At 65.1% G+C, this 17,261-nt stretch carries 5 protein-coding genes; all 5 read right to left on the reverse strand.

The features are described 5' to 3' along the window. Positions 1–43: 43 nt before the first annotated feature. Positions 44–1,858 (reverse strand): glutaminase A, encoded by a 1,815-nt coding sequence (gene glsA, locus OKA05_RS06250; protein ID WP_264486255.1) that lies wholly within the window; start codon positions 1,856–1,858, stop codon positions 44–46. 91 nt (positions 1,859–1,949) lie between these two features. Further along, on the reverse strand, positions 1,950–10,028 hold the full coding sequence (locus tag OKA05_RS06255) for a cadherin-like beta sandwich domain-containing protein (RefSeq protein ID WP_264486256.1): 8,079 nt from the start codon (positions 10,026–10,028) through the stop codon (positions 1,950–1,952). 4 nt (positions 10,029–10,032) lie between these two features. Then, positions 10,033–11,154: a hypothetical protein gene (locus tag OKA05_RS06260; RefSeq protein WP_264486257.1), complete on the reverse strand. Its 1,122-nt coding sequence runs from the start codon at positions 11,152–11,154 to the stop codon at positions 10,033–10,035. Between the two features lie 277 nt (positions 11,155–11,431). After that, complete coding sequence (locus OKA05_RS06265) at positions 11,432–13,504, reverse strand: adenylate/guanylate cyclase domain-containing protein (protein ID WP_264486258.1); 2,073 nt, start codon at positions 13,502–13,504, stop codon at positions 11,432–11,434. A gap of 10 nt (positions 13,505–13,514) precedes the next feature. Further along, complete coding sequence (locus tag OKA05_RS06270) at positions 13,515–17,126, reverse strand: TonB-dependent receptor domain-containing protein (protein WP_264486259.1); 3,612 nt, start codon at positions 17,124–17,126, stop codon at positions 13,515–13,517. Positions 17,127–17,261: the final 135 nt, after the last annotated feature.

A 17,261-nucleotide genomic window follows, 5' to 3' on the forward strand; every position in this document is an offset into this window, starting at 1 on the left:
CGTTGGCGGGTTGGGACGCCCACGACTAGCAGGAAATTGCAGGTCAGCCGCGCAAGGCGGAGATCTCGATATTCGCCTGTCGCAGGCGTTCGCAGAGCAGCAGGGCGAATTGGTGAAGGATCTTGGCCTTGAGCGCCGGGTGTTCGCGACCGAGGACGTCGAAGAGCGAGCGCCGGATGACGCGGCAGGTCACCGGTGCCGTCGTCACGACGTCGGCCGACCGCGGCGAACCATCGAGGAATGCGAGCTCGCCGAAGCTCATGCCGGCGGAAAAGACGTCCAGCCGTTGATAGCGATTGTTTCCTAACAACAGCCGGACCTCGACCGTGCCGTCGCTGAGCACGAAGAGTTCGTCGGCCGTGCCGCCGGTGTGGATGATGGTTTCACCGGTGGCGAAGGAACGGTGCTCCATTCGCTCCTCCAGAAGCTGGAGCTCATCTTCATCGCAGGTGGAAAAGAGCGAGCACTTCGAAAGAGCCACCGGTGGGACGTCCGGGGTGTGATGCGGCATCACCTTTTCCAACACGGCGTCCTCACAAGCCTCGAGCGCGGCGTCCTCGCTCGGGAAAAGCGCGTCCTCGCCGAGCCCTGCGACCTCGAGTGCCTTGCCGTGGCGTCCGGCGTGGCAGCACAGCAGCCGCACGCCGGTGTCGTCGAGCTGCTGCCGCACTTCGCGCAGCATCCGCAGCGAAACCCCGTCCACGGAGAAGACGTTGGCGAAGTTCAGGATCACGTGCTGGCAGTAGGCGGCCTGCTTCACCAGCTCGCGGATGACGGGCTCGAAGGTCGAGAACAGCAGCGGCCCTTGCAGCTCCATCACGCGGATGCGATCGCCGTAGCTGCGCAGCGCCTTGAATACCGGTGCCGGCAGCCGCCGTCGCGAATTCACCTGCGAGGCATTGTAGCTACGGCGCAGTGCCGGCTGCGGCACCGCGCTGGGGTTGAACATGTGCAGTGCCAGCTCGCGGGCGAGATCCATGCAGACCTTGATGCCGCGGACGCTGTTGCCCTGGTCATCGAGCGGCGGGGAAAAGACACCGATGCCGAGCTGACCCGGCAGCACCGCGAGGATGCCACCGCCGACCCCGCTCTTCGCCGGCAGGCCGACCCGATAGATCCACTCCCCGGACCAATCGTACATCCCGCAGCTCGCCATCACGCCGAGCACGTTGTCCACATACTCGTGAGCGATCGCCCGCTCGCCGGTGACGGGATTGCAACCTTGGTTGGCAAGCGTGGCCGCCATCACTGCAAGGTCGGCACAATTCACGCGCAGCGAGCACTGCTGGAAATAGGTCTCCAAGATATCGCGGGGCTCTTCCTCGATGATGTCGAAATTCCGCAGCATCCAGCCGATCGCCCGGTTGCGGTGGCCGGTTTGGCTTTCTGAGCGATAGACGTCCTCGTCGATGTCGAGCTGACCGATCGCGCAGCGTGAGAGATACTCGCGGATCCGGTCGATGCGGGTTTGACCGTCCTTCTTCAGGACCTGCCCGCAGGTGGCGATCGCGCCGGCGTTGATCATCGGGTTGAACGGCGCGCCGTTGCCGGGCTTCAAGCTGATGGCATTGAAGGCATCGCCCGATGGCTCCACGCCGATCCGCGAAGTCACATGGTCCTCGCCGCGGTCTTCCAAGGCCAAGCCATAGGACAGCGCCTTGGAGATCGATTGGATGGTGAACTTGTGTCGCGTGTCGCCGACCTCGTAGAGATGCCCGTCCCGGGTCGCGATGCAGATTCCGAAGAGCTTCGGATCGACTTTGGCGAGCTCGGGGATGTAGTCCGCTACCTTGCCGTCGTGGAGAGACGCATACCGCTGATGGAGGTTCTTAAGGACTTGGGTTACGGGGGATTTCATGCGATGGGTCGGCTGCCAAGAGCAGGTGGGATACCCATTCGCCAGCGCCGGGCCAAAAATCGGCAAACCCGGTTGGCGAATCCCGTCATCGTCACGGTAACAAGAGTTCCACCGTCACCCGGTAGAAGGCCCGGTCGCCACTCAATGCAGGATCGGTAAGGTTAATATCGCCGTTCAGCAGGGCGGGACCGGAGGTGGCGACGTCTTGCCAAAGCCCCGCGGCGGGATCGGCACAGCGTTCGAGCGTGTAGAGCCGGCCAAGCTTGCCGGGCACGACCACCGAGAAGGTCGTATCCGTTTTTGTCGCCGCACTTACACGGAAGACATCGGTGGGGTCATTCGGATCGGTGCCCGCCGTGTATTCGTCGATGTTGATGATGCCGTCGCCGTCGGGATCCTGGCTGTCGGAGCCGGTGCCGGCATTGGTCGACGAACCGAAGTTGGTCGTGCGCCAGAGGGCGAGCGCGGAGACCGCGGGCTGATAGGTCACCGTCACCGTGAGCAGGTTGTTCGCCAGCACCGCGACGGTCTGTTGCGGCGGAGCCACGAAACCGGGCAGCGCCTTGAACTCGAGCGCGTAGTTGCCCGCGGTCAGGTTGTTCTTGCGGGCACTGGAAATGACGAAGCTCGAATCGGTGCCGAGCTTCCACAGCGCCCCGGCCAGTCTGGCCTCGGCTGGCTCCAGGATCACGGTGAGCGCGCCGCGGTTCGTGGTGGTGGAGACCGCGGTGTAGCTGGTCAGCGAGATGCCGCCGGAGGTATTGTTGTCGCCGGTGTTCGCCGTGATCTCGGCACGACCGAAGAGATCGATCACCCCGTCATCGATCGCGCGGACATGATTCTCCGTGTTGTTTCCGCCGAGATAGATGCCGGCCGGGAAGTAGCTTCCGCCGTCGCGTTGGGCGCAGACCGGACCGCCGAGCATCCCGTTCAGCCCGTAGATCTGGAGGGTGGAGAAGACCCCGCCCGACACCGGCACGTAGGCGGCGGCCTTGGCCCGCGAGGCGTTCATCTTGCCGCGTCCATCGGTCGAGCCACCCCCGCGCACGGGATAGCCGACCACCGTCTTGAGTGTCGTAGCATCGGCCAGCGGACTCGTCGTCGCATCCGTGGCGAGGAAGCCGGAGTAGCCGCCGCGACCTGCCTCGCCGAGGAAGTAGAGCGCCGCGACGTCGAGTTTCTGGGATTCCAAGCTCGGCTGTCCCGGTGTGTTATCCACCTCCCGCTGGGCGGCGTAACCGGTGAAGGCATAGAAACCGCGGGGTGTCATGGGCGCCGGCTCGTGAATCTCCAGCGACCGCTGGAACAACCACTGGGCTCCCGGCACCTGGGCCAGCGTGACTTCGTCAAAGAGCGCCTGCGCCACGGTAGCGACGACGCGTGGCTTCACGACGAAGCCGCTGAACGAGCCGGAGTCGGTGCGGAATTGGCCCACATAAGCGTAGGCCAGATTGCGGCGGGTGGAAATGTCGCTGAATGGCAGTTCGCGCAATGAGCTGGATGGGACATCGAGGTCGGGATTGTAGGCGAAGGCGAACGTGCTCGTTTGGCCATCCGTGATCAGCACCTTCGCCGGAGGTGGTGCATCGAGGTCGAGTGCGGCCTTGAACTCCACCAAGTGATTGCCCGGGGCGATGCCGGTGAGGGCGTGCCCGGATTCGTACCAAGGACCACCATTGAATCCCAAAAGACGCCACTGCGCCCGCTGCGACAGCGGCACCGTGGTGCCGGTCCTCGAGGCGGGCTCGAGGAAGACCTGGATAGCACCGCTTTGCGGAGTCGTGGTTTGGAAGTATTCGCGCGTCAGCACCAACCGCGGAGTGCCGCTGATCAGGCCGACGAGTTCGCGGCCCGGTTGCAAGCATCCGGGCACCGGGAAGAATTCGATCTCGCGGTCGCCGGTCGCCAATCCCTTCGCGATGGCACCGGATGCGCGCCAGTCGATCTCGCCGACGAAGCGCCATTTGCCGGTGCCGAGGGGGATGAGGTTCACTTGAAGCTCACCCGCATGGGCGGTCGCATCGATCTCGCGCGGGAACTTCTGGAACAGGCCCGCAAGCGCGTCGCTCCGGAAGGTCTTCGTCTCGCCGACTCCGACTGAATTCGGATCGCTGGTGCGGATCGCGATCACGCGGTAGTGATAGGTCGTCTGCGGCAGCAGGTCGTCCAGCGAGACACTCACCGGGACGTTGCTATCGCCATTCACCGTGATCTGGGTCGCCCGGATCCGGTCGGGGAAGGAGATGCCGTCGGTGCCATACTCGAAGAATACATCCGCCGGACCGCCCCGTGCGCGAACCGTGCCGGCCACGCCGATGCCGCTGACTTCCAGCGGCATCGCGGCACCCGTCGTCGCGAGTGGTGACTGCAGGCCGGTGACGAAGGTGAGGTCCTCGCCGAAGCTGATGCCCACGCTGTTGAAGGCGACCACCCGGTAGTGATAGGTCTGGCCCGGCAACAGGCCCGATACCTCGCGAGCCACCGAGGCACCTTCCGTTCCGCTGCCGATGCCACGCGCGGGGGTGCTGCTTCCGTAGGTGGAAGTCAGGCCATACTCGAAGCGCACGAAGGTCGTCCCTCCCTGTGGATTGACCGTGCCGAGGAGCAGCGCGGTCGAGTCGGTGATGTCGAGCGCGTCGAGCGTGGTCACGACGGGCGCGGCCGTCGGGATCCCGGTGCCGGACCCACTTTCGCCGACCACGAAGTAGACAAACTCGCCATAGGACGACCCGAAGGAGCTGCTGCCGATCAGCCGGTAGCTGTAGAGCCCCCCAACGTCCAACCCGGTCACCGTGGCGTCGATGTCCACCACCGCGCTGCCACCGGGAACCTGTTGCACCGGCGTGGTTTCAGGGACCCAGGATGGCCCGTCGAACTTCCCGTACTCGAAAAACACCGAGGTAGCCGTGCCGTTCGGATCGACCGCGCCGACCAGTTTCACGCTGCCGGTGTCGGTGTCCACGTCGATGGCCTGGCCGGTGGCGAACAGCGGCGGAGCCTGGGTGGTCGTAAAGGTATTGGTAGCTCCGAAGATCGTGCCCGCGCCGGTGGTGATGCCGATGCGGAAGTGATAGGTCACCTGCGGCTGCAGCCCGAAAATCGGAGCCGTGATGGCCTGCGCCGCATTCCCCGAAATCACCTGTCCGGCCGTCGCGTTGCCGAAGGCGGGAGTGGTGCCGTATTGGAAGAATACGGTGGCAGGTCCATTCGGAGTGGCTGTGCCGCGCAAGGTGGCGGTCGAGTCTGCGGCGTTAGTCACCGTGCCGCTGACGACCGTTGGCGGCTGCGAGCGTCCCACCGTGAGGGTGTAGCGCTTGGTCACCGAACCATTGCCCGAGGTCACGTCGATCGGGATCACGGTATTGCCGACCGAGAGATTGACGGGGTCGCTGGCGGCATCCGTCGGGACGAGGTGGCCGGCCACTTTCACGGTGGACTGGGCAACTTCCACCAGCGGGGTGATCTGGATGGCCGGCACATCATTCGGCACGGTCACGAAGTAAGCGGTCACCCCGAAGTTGAAGGCCGGCGTCACGATCCCTTGGCTGGTGAACAGGCCGATGAGATTCGCGTTCGAAGACGGCAGGATGGTGATGACCGTGGCGCTGCTGTCCGCGCTGCCGCTGATGCTCGAGGCCCGTGCCCAGAAGCGGGTATTGCCGGTGAGCGGCGGAGTGGTGAAGGTCGGCGAGGTGGCACCGAGCACCGGGGCGTCGGTGTTTCCACTAGGCCCTTCGTACCATTGGAACTCCGGTTCAGGCAATCCGGTGGCGGCGACGATCAGCGTGGTCGTGGTGCCGAATTGAAGACTGCGCGAGGCGACCGGGTGCTGGGTGATCACCGGCGGGGTGCCAGTCACGGTCAGCGTTAGCGTTGCGTTCGACGAAGCGCCGAGCGTGGTGACGGTCAGCGGGATCGAATAGACGCCGGGAGTGGTCGGCGTGCCGGAAATCACGCCGGTAGCCGGGTTGATGGAAAGGAACTGCGGCAAGTCGGCCGCCGCCCATTGCGTGCCGCCGCCGCTTTCGCTGGAGACGATCGCATACGACATCGGCACCAGATAGGGAACAGTGGCCGCTTGGTCGGCGATCCCCGGAAGCGAGGTCAGCACCAGCGCCTTGCTATCCGCGCCGCCGGAATTGCTGGCACCGATGGTAAGCTCGAATACCCCGGCCTCCAGAGGCGTGCCGGAAATGAGGCCGCTGAGCGGCTCGAAAGTCATGCCGTCCGGCAGCACGCCACGCAGCGTGAACAGCACCGGCGAGTTGTCGGCGGTGATCTGATGGGAAAGCTCCTCGCCCTTGCTGCCGGTGACCGTGCCCAAGGAAGTGATCACCGGTGCCGTGACCACCGACTCGTAGGTGAAGGTCAGCGTGGTGAGCAACCCGGCCTCAAGAGTCACCGGCTGCATCACCGGTGGCAGGAAACCGGCAATGGTCGGGAAGCTGATGTTGTAGAGGTCCGGCGCAAGGTCATCCAACTGCGCGCCCGATGGCAGGTAAGGCGACGCGGCATTCGTCCGCCAACCCGCACCCGCGTCACGGGCCGCGGCAGGTTCGATGATCACCTTCAGGCCGCCGAGAAATTCTTCCTCATAGGGCTCCGTGGTGGTGCCGGTTTGCGAGCCGCCGCTGGTGCCGACGCCATCGCCAGCGCTGTCATTGGCGAAGCCGATCAGCTCGACCACATCGCTGTCGAACGCCCGCACCACCGTTTGACCGGTGCCGCCGAGATAGACTGCCGCGGGGTAGTAGGCACCGTTTTCCGAAAGCACGCAGACCGGTCCGCCGGACGCCCCGCCGCTGGCGCGAATGTCGGAGGTCGTGAAGGTGCGGCCAAAGGCCGGCGCGAACGCCACATCCGTCGCGGGAGTCGCATGCAGGCGGTCGAGATCGGCCTCCGCGATGCCATCGATGGGGTAGCCGACGAGGGTCTTGAGCGAGTTGGAGAGCAGGAACCCGTTGGTCAGGTTGTCGCTCGCGAGGTAGCCGCTGAAGCCGCCGCGGCCGACCTCTTCCAGGAAGAACATCGTGGCGACATCGAGGTTCTGCGATGCCGGCGAGGAAACGCCGGGCGAATTGTCGAGCACCCGCTGGGCGGCATAGCCGGTCATCAAGTAGTGGCCGCGCGGCACCTTTGGCACCGGGTCATGGACGCCGCGGTCATGCTGGAACAACCATTGCAGGCCGGTGGCGATGGAAAGCGTGCCGTCATTGAAAACCGCGTGGCCTACCGTCGCCACCACCCGCGGGCGGACGACGAAACCGCTGCCCAAACCCGCATCGCTGCGGATCTGGCCAACGAAGGCATTCGGCAGCGCGGTATCGGTCGAGAAAGTCTCGAAGGGCACCATCGTGGCCGGTGTGCCGATGGGATCCTCGGCGATGAAGTAGGTGATGTTGAGCGTGGTGGTTTGTCCCTCGTCCACCGTCGCGGTCACCGGGGCCGGGGTGGCGCGGCCGGCGATGGGCTTGCAATGAATGACGTAGCTGCCGGGAGCGAGGTCGCTGACGGTGACGCCGCTTTCCCGCCAATCCGCCTCTTCCTCGCCGAAGAAGCGCCAGCGCGCGGGTGCCTCCCCCTCCGTGAGATCCTGCGGCTTGAGGATGACGGTGAGGCTGCCGCCGACGGTGACACCGGCAGGCGTGTAAGTGCGGGTCAAGGCGAGCGGGGTGACGCTGCTCGCGACCGCCACGGCCTCGGTAGCGGGCTGAACGTAGCCGGCGACCGGGCGATACTCGATGACGCGGTCGCCAGCGGTCAGGCCGGTGGCCGGGGCACCGGACTCGCGCCAGAATTGCTCACCTGCGAAACGCCAGCCGCTGCCGATGTCGGGCGGGCTCAGCGTGAGAGCGACCGTGCCGCGCCGGTCGGCGAGCGGCACGGCAGGCGGGTATTGCTGGATCAAGCCGGAGAGCGACTCGACATTGAAGGTCTTGATTTCGCCGACTCCTTCGCCGCCCGGGCCGACGGCGCGGACGCGGTAGTAGTAGGTCACGCCTTGGTCGAGTTCGTCCACTTCGGCGCTGACCGGAGTGACTTGGTCGCCGCTGACGGAGACCGGCGTCGCCTGCACGCTGTCGAAGGAAACGCCGTCGGTGCCGTAGTCGATCCACACCTCCGCGAGAGCGCCGCGGGCGCGGGCCGAGCCATCGATGCGCACGCTGGTCGTCGTCAGCACGGTCGAGTCGCCGGTGACCGCGGTGGGGGGGGGCGAGTCCGTGGTGAAGGTCAGGATATCGCCGGGCGTGGTGCCGAGGCCATTGGATGCCGAGACGCGGTAGTGATAGGTCGAGCCGGGCAGCAATCCCTGCACCGGAATTGCGACATCGGCCGCGTCGTCGCCATTGCCGATGCCTTGGAGCGTGGTGGCGGTGCCCAGCGAGTCGGTGAGCCCGTATTCGAATTTCACCAGCGTGGTGCCGCCATTCGGGTTCACGGTGCCCCGCAGGATGGCAGTCTCGGTGGAAATCCCTGCGGCATCCACGGTGGTGACTACGGGCGGCGCGGTCGGAGCGCCGGTCCCGCTGCCGCCGCCGACGGTCACGGAGAAAATCACGTCATTGCCCAGGGCAGTGCCCGCGCTGTTGCTGGCCACCAGCCGGTAGTGATACGCGCCGTTGGCGATCAGCGAAAGGTTCGGTGCTTGCACCCCGACCGTGGCGAAGCCCGCGGGGATCTTTTGCACCGGCGTGGACTGCCCGTAGGCCGTGGTGAGGCCGTATTCGAAATACACCGAGGCCTGGACGCCGTTCGGATTCACCGCGCCGACGAGCGTGGCGGTGGAGGCGGTGACGTTCGCCGGTGCACCGGTCGCGGCCACCGGTGGATTCGGCGCGGTGGTGAACTGCCGGGTTTCGCCGTAGATCGTGCCAGCGGGATTCACCAGCACCGAGCGGAAGTGATACGTCGTCGCGCCGCTCAAGCCGCTGACGCCGGCGGCAAACCCGCCCGCTCCGGAAACATCGCGATCCGGGGTGCGGCTGCCAAAGCCCGCGGTCGGGCCGTATTCGAAATAGACCGTCGCGGCACCGTGGGGAGTGGTAGTGCCATTGAGCGTCGCCCGCGAGGAGTCGATGACTACCGCCGGAGAAGTGCCCACGACCGCGGCCGAGCCACGGCTGACATTCACCGTGTAAGTCCGCGTGGTGATGCCGTCGAAGGCGCGGACCTGCGTGGTGATGAGGTTTGGTCCCACGCCGAGCGCAATCGGATTGCTGGCGGCACCCGGGGTGACGCTGTTGCCATTGACCGTCACCGTCGCGCCTTCTCCCGAGACGGTCGGCGTCACGGTGATGGTGGAAACCGTGTTCGGGACGCTGGTCGAGTAGCTGCCGGTCAGGGGGCTGAAGGATGGCGACAACGACGCGCCGCTGATCGCGAGCGACGACAGCCTTGCATCCGACCAAGTCGGCGGGGTCACGACCAGCAAGGAGCCGGTGCCGGTGATCGCGCCCCCACTATTGGCGGCATCGTAGAGACCGTCCGGCTTGGAGACTCCGGCGAGCAGCAGCGAGGCGACGGTGTCGCTTCCGGTGAAGGTGAGGTCGAGCGCGGCTCCCGCGGCGATCGAGACCACGGACTTGTCGTTGCCGGTGTTCGGCTGGGCGAGCCGCAGGATGCCTTCGGTGACCGTGGTATTGCCGCGGTAGCTGTTCGCAGCGGTCAGCGAGAGCAGGGCGGGGCCGCCTTTCGTGAGGCCGCCATTGCCGGTAAGTGCGCCATTGAGCGTCACCGTCGCGGTGCCAGTGCCGCCGAAGCTCAGATCGACGCCGAGCCCGAGCGGTGTGTCGAGGACGACCTCGGCATCGCCGTTTTGCCGGATCTCGGGGAGCGACGCGCCATTGGTGACGAACTGCAGCGCATTCCCGGACAAGGTCACCGTGGACCCGCCGAAGGTCAGCCGGTTGAGCAGAAAGCCAGCGTTGAGGTCTTGGTTGGCGGCGTAGGTGCCGGCGGGAGAAAAGTCGAGCTCATAGGTGGCGAGCCCTGTCGCGACCGGCGCGCTGCTGTCGGCGCTGGTCCATTTCGTGGCGTCGCTCCAATCGCCCGCCACGGCATCGGTCCAGGCGAATGGCACCGGCTCGGCGGCCGGTGCGATGGCAGCAAGCAGGGCTGCCCATCCGAAGACGGCGCGGAAGACACGCGTGAGGTGGGGGAATCGGAGCATGGCGCTATTCGGGGGGAGGAGAGTTGCCATCGCGGGAACCAACGAAGCCGTTGAGACGGGAGGCCATGGCGGCAAGGTGTTCCTTCACGGGTGAAAACGCGGGGTCCTGCTGCCAAGCGGCGATCACCGCCAGGGCCTCGCGGTCATGCGCCGCGAGATCGTCGCCGCTCTGGGTCGCCTCGCGGGTGAGCAGGTTGTTTGAGACGAAGTGGTTGTTGTTCGGATAGACGCCGGCGAAGGACCGCAGCTCGGCGGGCTTGCGCGCGGGGTCGAGCAGCCAGGCTTTCACCAGCGACTGCTGCGCGGAATCGCGGAGGTCGGCGCGGGCGAACTGCTGGGCGACCATTTCCGGCCGGCTCTCCTGGAGCGCCGTATCGGCCGCGAGCCGCGTGAGTTCGTCAACCGGCTGGCGTTGGACGAGGCGGTCGAGCGTGAGGAAGCCGGCGTGGGCGAGGTCCTTGCGGTCCTTGCGCTGGATCAGCGAGGAAAGCAGCGGCGTGCTCTCGGTGGAGCCGATGTGAACGAGCACGTCGAAGGCATTGAGGTAGCCGATCGAGGGATTCGCCTGCCACGCCGGGTTGGCGATGAGTTCTTCCGTCTTCGAGCGGAGAAAGCCGGTGTCGGGATCAGCGCGGGCGACGTTGCGCAGGGCCAGCGCCCACTCGTCCGCCGAGGTCGGCTTGGCGAGGATCTCGCGGGAAAGGGCAGCGGCCGCGGAGGGGTCGAGGGCGAGCAGCGCATCGATCAGGAATGTCCGCAAAGTCGGCCACTCCTTGAGCGACCCATCGCCAGCGATTTCGAAGGAAAGCCCGGTCGTGCGGTCTTCGCCGCGGGCAAGGTAGCTGCGGATGAGAGCGACGGCCTCGTCCTTCGGCATGGAAGCAAGCGAGCGCCTCAATTCCTCGAACTCGCGCCGGGCATCCGCAGCGACCGGCTTTCCGCTGAGAAAATCCATCACCGGCGAGATCGCATCCGCGGAGGGCGAGGAGGATCCGGTTTTTGCCGGTGCCGTGGATCCGGCGGCGCTCCGGGGTTCATCCCGGGTGGTGGCTTTCCATGCCCATACCCCCACCAGGCCCGTGGCAAGCAGGGTCAGCGCGGCCGGCATGATGGGAATGCGACGCATGGCTCGGGGGAGGGAAGGCGAGGGTTTCTAACCGGGGACAAGCGACGGCAAACGGCCGCGGCGCCAGCGGCTCAAGTCGCCGGCCGTGGCAAATGCCTCAAGTAAAATGGGTGCGATGCGGGGCATCGCGACGGGTGAGTCGGGGTGATTCATCGGCTGGGGGGAGCCGTGTGGGGTGAGTCCGGGCGTGCAGAACGCGCCAACGAACGTGTCACTTTCAAGAACGTGCACAATCTTACAAGTTCAAAACCCGTAATGATAGCTGCTTGGGATAACTTTACTTTTCCGTCATCTCGATCACTCCACCGGATATGAGCTCTCCGGCATCAAGCCGTTTCATGAAGAACTGACTAGGACCGTCAGTTTCTCCCTTGCTGGCGGATGTCTTCATGAACAACTCGCATGCATGCTTGGGCGCATCGGCCTCCAAGGCCGCGAGGGCTTCGTGATAAAATGCGATCCATGGCGGTATGCCGCTATCCGCCGGGCCAAGTAATTCGTGGATCACGGTGATCTCGCGGCGACCCTTCACCCGAAAATTGCCAACCTTCCGTGTGACGAATTCGTTGCCGAGGCGGCGGCAAACCTCATCACTCATGAGGATGGAGGTTCCGAGTGCCTTGTTCAGCGACTCCAACCGCGCCGCGAGGTTCACCGCATCGCCGATCATCGTGTAGTCGACGCGCCGGACGCTGCCGATGTTGCCCGCCACGACTTCGCCGAAATGCAGGCCGATGCGGGTGTTCAGGCGTTCGCCGTTGATGACCTCGCGGCTGCTTTGGGAGAGCTTCCACGCCGCGCGCGCCGCCTTGGGCGCGGCTTGGGGCTCCGGCAGGGGCGCTCCCCACGCCGCGAAGATGGCATCGCCGATGAACTTGATGACCACGCCATCGTCATCGAAGACGTGGCTCGTGGTGCGCTCGAAGTACTCGTTGAGCGTGCTGACGATCTTCTCCGGATCACCGACGCGCTCGGACATGTTGGTGAAGTCCTCGATGTCCGTGAAGAGGATCGCGGCCTCGATCTTCTCGCCACCGACCTTCATGCGGAATCCCTCGGAGGTCAGCCGGTCGAGCATCTGCGGCGAAAGGTACTTCGCGAAGGCCTCGCGGAGCTGGCGTTGTTCCTCGGTCAGCTTCGCGCGGAAGAAACGCTCGATGTAGAAGTGCGAGGCGGTGCCCCAGACGAGCGCGACGGGGATTTGGAGAAAGGCCACCACGCTCCAGGGAAACCAGAAGCGGTGGTAGTTCATCGAGAGGGTGCCTGCGCAGATCAAGCCCGCGATCATCAGCGACGCGAGGAGGAAGCCACGGGCGGGACGCAGCCAACTGAAGAGGATGCCGGCGAGCAGGCCGGCAATCTTGATAAGCCAGGTGTCGCTTCCCGCGGTGGAGCTGGTCAGCCAGTTGTTGCTGAGAAGGTTTGCGAGCAAGGTCGCCTGCACTTCCACACCGCTCATGAGATCGAGGTCACCGCGCAGGTCGAGGCGATGGTAGGGCGTGGAGAACAGGTCGACTCCCGCGGCGGCACCCGCCATTCCCGGCTTCGCTCCCACGACCACGACCTTGTCGCGGAGGAAGGTGGGGAGAGGTCCAGCAAGCAGTCTGGAGGCGTCGAAAGTGGGGATTGTGTTCGGACGTCCGGCATAGTTCACCCAGCGCGGCGACTCCCGGTCGGCCTCCGCGAGTGGCGCACCGAGGGCTACCGCAGCTTTCCACGTCAGCGACGGCTCATCGGGGGTGCCGGTGCTGAGTTCGCGCACGGTGAACTTCTTGTCATGCATGAGAGCCACCAGGCCGAAGTCGTCGGCGGCGGCGAGCAGTTCGTCATTCGGCGGAATCAATTGTTCGCCAATGACGCTGACCTCCTCTGGCGAGGCGGCGGCGTGATTCAGCGCTCTGCGCCCGCAGGCGAGCAGGATGGGGCGTTGTGTCTTGCCGGGAATCGGAGTGAGGTTTTCATCCACACCGCGGAAGCGCAGCATGGCCGCTGCGAATTCGCGGTCGATCGACGGATCCTGGGAAGGCGCGTCGAAGATCAGGTCATAGACGACCGCCCGGGCGCCCGCCTCGTTCAGCTTGTCGAGCAGCTTCGACTGCGCGCTGCGGTTCACGAAGGAGCCGTCGAGTTCGTCGATGTAAACGATGCGCACGTCATCGACCCCGCCGTAGCTGTGGTGACTGATTGTGAACGGCAGGTCATAGCTCAGCGTGCGGGCATCCCCGCCGAGCCGGAACAACGCGAGGTAACCCGCGGCGACCGCCAGCGCGACGCCGACGAATCCGGTGGCGAGGCGGAGCAATCGCTCGGTCCGGTTGGCCGCGGCGATCGACGTGGGTGCGTCCAGCATCGCGGTCTTGTTAGAACGTGAAGCGGCAGCGGATCACCGCGGTGCGGTCGCGCACGATTTCCGAGTAGGGATTGAGCGAGCTCAATTGATAATCGGTGTCGCCGATATTGAGGATGCCCGCGCTGACCTCGCACTGATTGTTGAAAAAGCGATAACCGGCCAACGCATTGAACTGCCAGAACGCATCACCCGAGCGGAACGGTGTGCGCGACGGATCTTCCTCAAGGTCCTGCGAGTAGTAGTTCGCTTCCACGCGGGCGAAGAGACCGGTCGGCGAGTTCCAATTCGCGCTCAGCATCACCTCGGTCAGCGTGGCTTCGTCATCCAGATTGGCGAAGGGCGTGGCACCGGCGAGTGCCGGCAAAGTCGTCTCCAATTCCGATTGCGTAACGCGCAAGCCCGCGCCCACCGAGAACTGGTTTCCGATGAGCTGGTTCAGCGTGAAGGCCACCGACTGCTCCTCGTAATCGAGCTGCTCTCCCGTGCTGTCGGCGAAGTAGGCCGGCGTGGAAGGGAACACGCCCGCTTCGTAGCCGGTGAAGATGCCGCGGGTGCGATCCACGTTTTCCTCAATCACATTGACGGAGGCTCCCCACCAGGTCCGCGTGGTCAGGCTGCCTTCGGCGCTGAGGCCCCAGATCTCATACTCAGGTGCCTCTACGGAGCCGGCAATCGATTCGGAAATGACGGTCCGGTAGGCTTGGTTGAAGCCGGCGAGTTGGACGGGCTCCAGGCGCACGCTTTCGTCGAAGGTCACGCCGCCGAGACCCTCGCTATACATCCCGCGAACGGTCAGCCAACGCGCTGGCGCGTAGGTGAAGCCGAGCTTGCCGGAGAACTTGTCGTCATCGCGCTGGCTGCTGTTGACCGGCGGGTTGCGGAAATTGTCAGGATACTCGATGCTGTCCCATGACGCGCCGCCGATCAGCGTCAGGCAAGGGGTGACCTTCCAGTAGTCGTAGGCGTAGAGACTCAAGCGGTCGAAGTCGACCGACGTGTGCTGGCTCACCGCGGGCGTCTCGAAGCCGCCATTGAAATTCGGACGCTCGGCGAACATCCGCGTATCGGTTTCGAACTCGCCCGACTGCCAGCGAGCGCCGGCGATCAGCAGGTTCGTTTCCGTCTGGAGGATGTGCTGGAGCTCCGCGGTCGCGATGTCGAAGCTCCGCCGCGTTTCCAAGGCGAAGGGTGCGCCGCTCACGCTGAGCACGTCGCCACGGCCAAGGTAGGGTTGGATCGCCCGCAGCAGGTCGCTGGAGTAAACGAGCGACTCGCCATCGGGACCGACGGTCACTGAGCCATTCAGAGAAGGATCGGTGAACTGGTCCATCCCCCCGACGTTTTCGATGAAGCCCGGCCGCAAGCCATCGGCATCGCGCTGGACAAGGAGCACGTTTGCTTGGGGGTTGCGCAGGACCTGCTCAGCGCTGAGATGGCCGCCTAGGAATAGCGTGTGGGACCCCGGTGCCCAGCGGTGGTTCCAGCCCGCGAGCAACAAGCCCGGCTCCTGGGTTTCGCTGAAATCGACATAGGGCTCGAGCGGACGGTTGTCGTAGGTGTCGAAGTTGTCGCCGGTCTGGGCGTCCTGCCACTTGCCGAGGAAATAGAAGATGTCATCCGGCGTGACCTGCCATTTGAACTGGCCGTAGAGCTCCGCCAGTTCGCCGCCGTTGTTGAAGCGGTCCCCGCCGTTGTTGTCCCGGTAGTAGGCGTCGAGGCCGTAGCTGAAATTGCCTGACTGCCCGAAGACCGATGCCGCGGTGCGTGATTCGCCATCGCTGCGGATCTCGCTGATCAGGCTGCCGCCGATGCCGTCCGACTCCAGCATCTTCGAGTATTCCTGCTGGGAAACGAACTGGGACAAGGGCCCGCCGCCGACCGGTGAGAGCAGGTTCGCCAGCAGCAGCTCATTGAACCACGGCGTCTCGTAGCGAAGCTGGATGCGCTTGGGATCGCGCAGCGCATCGAAGGAGTTCGCCAGGAAAAGGTGGGCGGAGGGATTGGTGTAATCGCTTTCCACCGCGCGGGTCGCCTCGCGCACGGCGACATCCTGCATCCCGGCGTTCTGATAGATATTCGCGAGGTTCGCGCTGCGCACCGCCTTGTCCTGGTCGAGCAAGAGCTGCGAGCGATAGACGCGGCGGTTGTCGTTGAGGTCGATCGAGCGTTCCAGGTCGGCGATCGCCTCGTTCGGGCGGTTCTGCTGCTGGAGCTCGATCGCCGAGTACAGCCACGGCGTCGGGTCGTTCGGATCGAGTTGCTTGGCGAGGTCGAGGTCCTTGCGGGCTTCCTCGGGCTTGCGTTCCATGCTCAGCGCCTTGCCGAGGTAGCTGTGGAAGACGGACATCGTCGGTTCGACGGTCGCGGCGGTCTGGATGTCCGCGCGGCCACCGGCGAGATCGCCGCGCTTCGTCTTGGTCAGGCCGAGGCCCAGCCAGCCATTGCCGAAGGAACCGTCGAGTTGAACCGCTTGCTCGAAGGATTGCCGCGCCGCGTCGATCTCATTGTCCGCACTCAGGATGAAGCCTTGCAACGCATGCGCGCGGGCATTCCGCGGAGTCAATTCCAGCCCCTTGGCCAAGGCGTCACGGGCGGCCTTGGTGCGGCCGAATGAAAACTCCAGCTCCGCCAGCCGCGTCCACGCATAGCCGTTGTTAGGAGAGCGTTCGGTGGCGATGCGCGCGGCTTCGCGGGCGCCTTTGAGGTCGGAGCGCGACTGACGGTAATAGCTTTCCGCCATCGCCTCGCCGGCCGTATCGAGGCTTTCGTCCGGCCATGGCTCGCGCTCGCGGAACTTCACCGCATCGATCATCCGTTCGAGCGAACGGCGGCCGTCGTGATCCGCGGGCACGCCTTTCAAGTCCCGCTCGGCTTCATCGAGACGACCGACCGCCAGCAGCACCGAGGCGCGATACAGCTTGCCGTTCGCGCCTTCTCCGCCGCCGGAGTAGCTTTCCATCGCACCTAGCAGATCGCCCTGGCGATACGCGGCGACCGACTTGCCCTGGCCTTTCACGCCAAGCTCGTCGGCATCCAGCACCGCCGGATAATAAAGCGCCCACTGGAGCAGGTTCGTCGCCTCGATCACCGCCGTTCGCCGCGGTGCGCGGCCATGAGCGGTTTCCCCGGCCTCGCCGGCGCTCAGCAGCAGCTTGCCCTGCGGATTCTCCAGCTCGACCTGACCTTCGAGGACTTGGAACTGCGAGGTGCCGTCGGCGGCCACCCGGACAAAAAGTTGGGTGCCGCGCATCGCGCCGTTGGCGGAGGGCGTCTTGATATCGATCTCGCCGCTCTTCTCGCGGCTGAAGATGAAGGCCGCACCCGCGCCGACATCGAGCCGCGGCTTGCTTTCATCGAACAAGCTCGGCGCGATCTCGACCGTGGAGAACTGCTCCAGCCGCATCGTGTAGAGTTCGGTCAGCCGCAAGGTCGCCCGGCTGCGTTGGCGGGTCCGGATCCTGTCGCCGATCGCCAGCGCCTGCTCCTTGGCCGCCGGGGTCCAATTCCCCTGCGCTCCCTTCTTGGATGCTTGGACGATGTTCTCGATCTCAAGCACTTTCGCATCCTGTCCGGCCGCAGCGGCGGCAAGGCAGACCCACAGAAAAACGGCGCGGCCTTTCATGATTCGGGGAGGGGGTCGGGAGACAGGACGACCGGGCAATCGTTTGGGAAACGAGATATCCCGGGGTTTCGCGGGGACAGTGGGTTCCCGCGAAGTTGGAGCACATTGATGGCCAATTATTCGGGCGGGCGCGAA

Source organism: Luteolibacter arcticus, assembly GCF_025950235.1.
In the GTDB taxonomy this organism is placed as follows: domain Bacteria; phylum Verrucomicrobiota; class Verrucomicrobiia; order Verrucomicrobiales; family Akkermansiaceae; genus Haloferula; species Haloferula arctica.

What these genes read in the sequence shown, in the direction of transcription:
- OKA05_RS06265 (WP_264486258.1), bottom strand. Translation starts at nt 13,504, where the DNA reads ATGCTGGACGCACCCACGTCGATCGCCGCGGCCAACCGGACCGAGCGA.
- glsA (WP_264486255.1), bottom strand. Translation starts at nt 1,858, where the DNA reads ATGAAATCCCCCGTAACCCAAGTCCTTAAGAACCTCCATCAGCGGTAT.
- OKA05_RS06255 (WP_264486256.1), bottom strand. Translation starts at nt 10,028, where the DNA reads ATGCTCCGATTCCCCCACCTCACGCGTGTCTTCCGCGCCGTCTTCGGA.
- OKA05_RS06260 (WP_264486257.1), bottom strand. Translation starts at nt 11,154, where the DNA reads ATGCGTCGCATTCCCATCATGCCGGCCGCGCTGACCCTGCTTGCCACG.
- OKA05_RS06270 (WP_264486259.1), bottom strand. Translation starts at nt 17,126, where the DNA reads ATGAAAGGCCGCGCCGTTTTTCTGTGGGTCTGCCTTGCCGCCGCTGCG.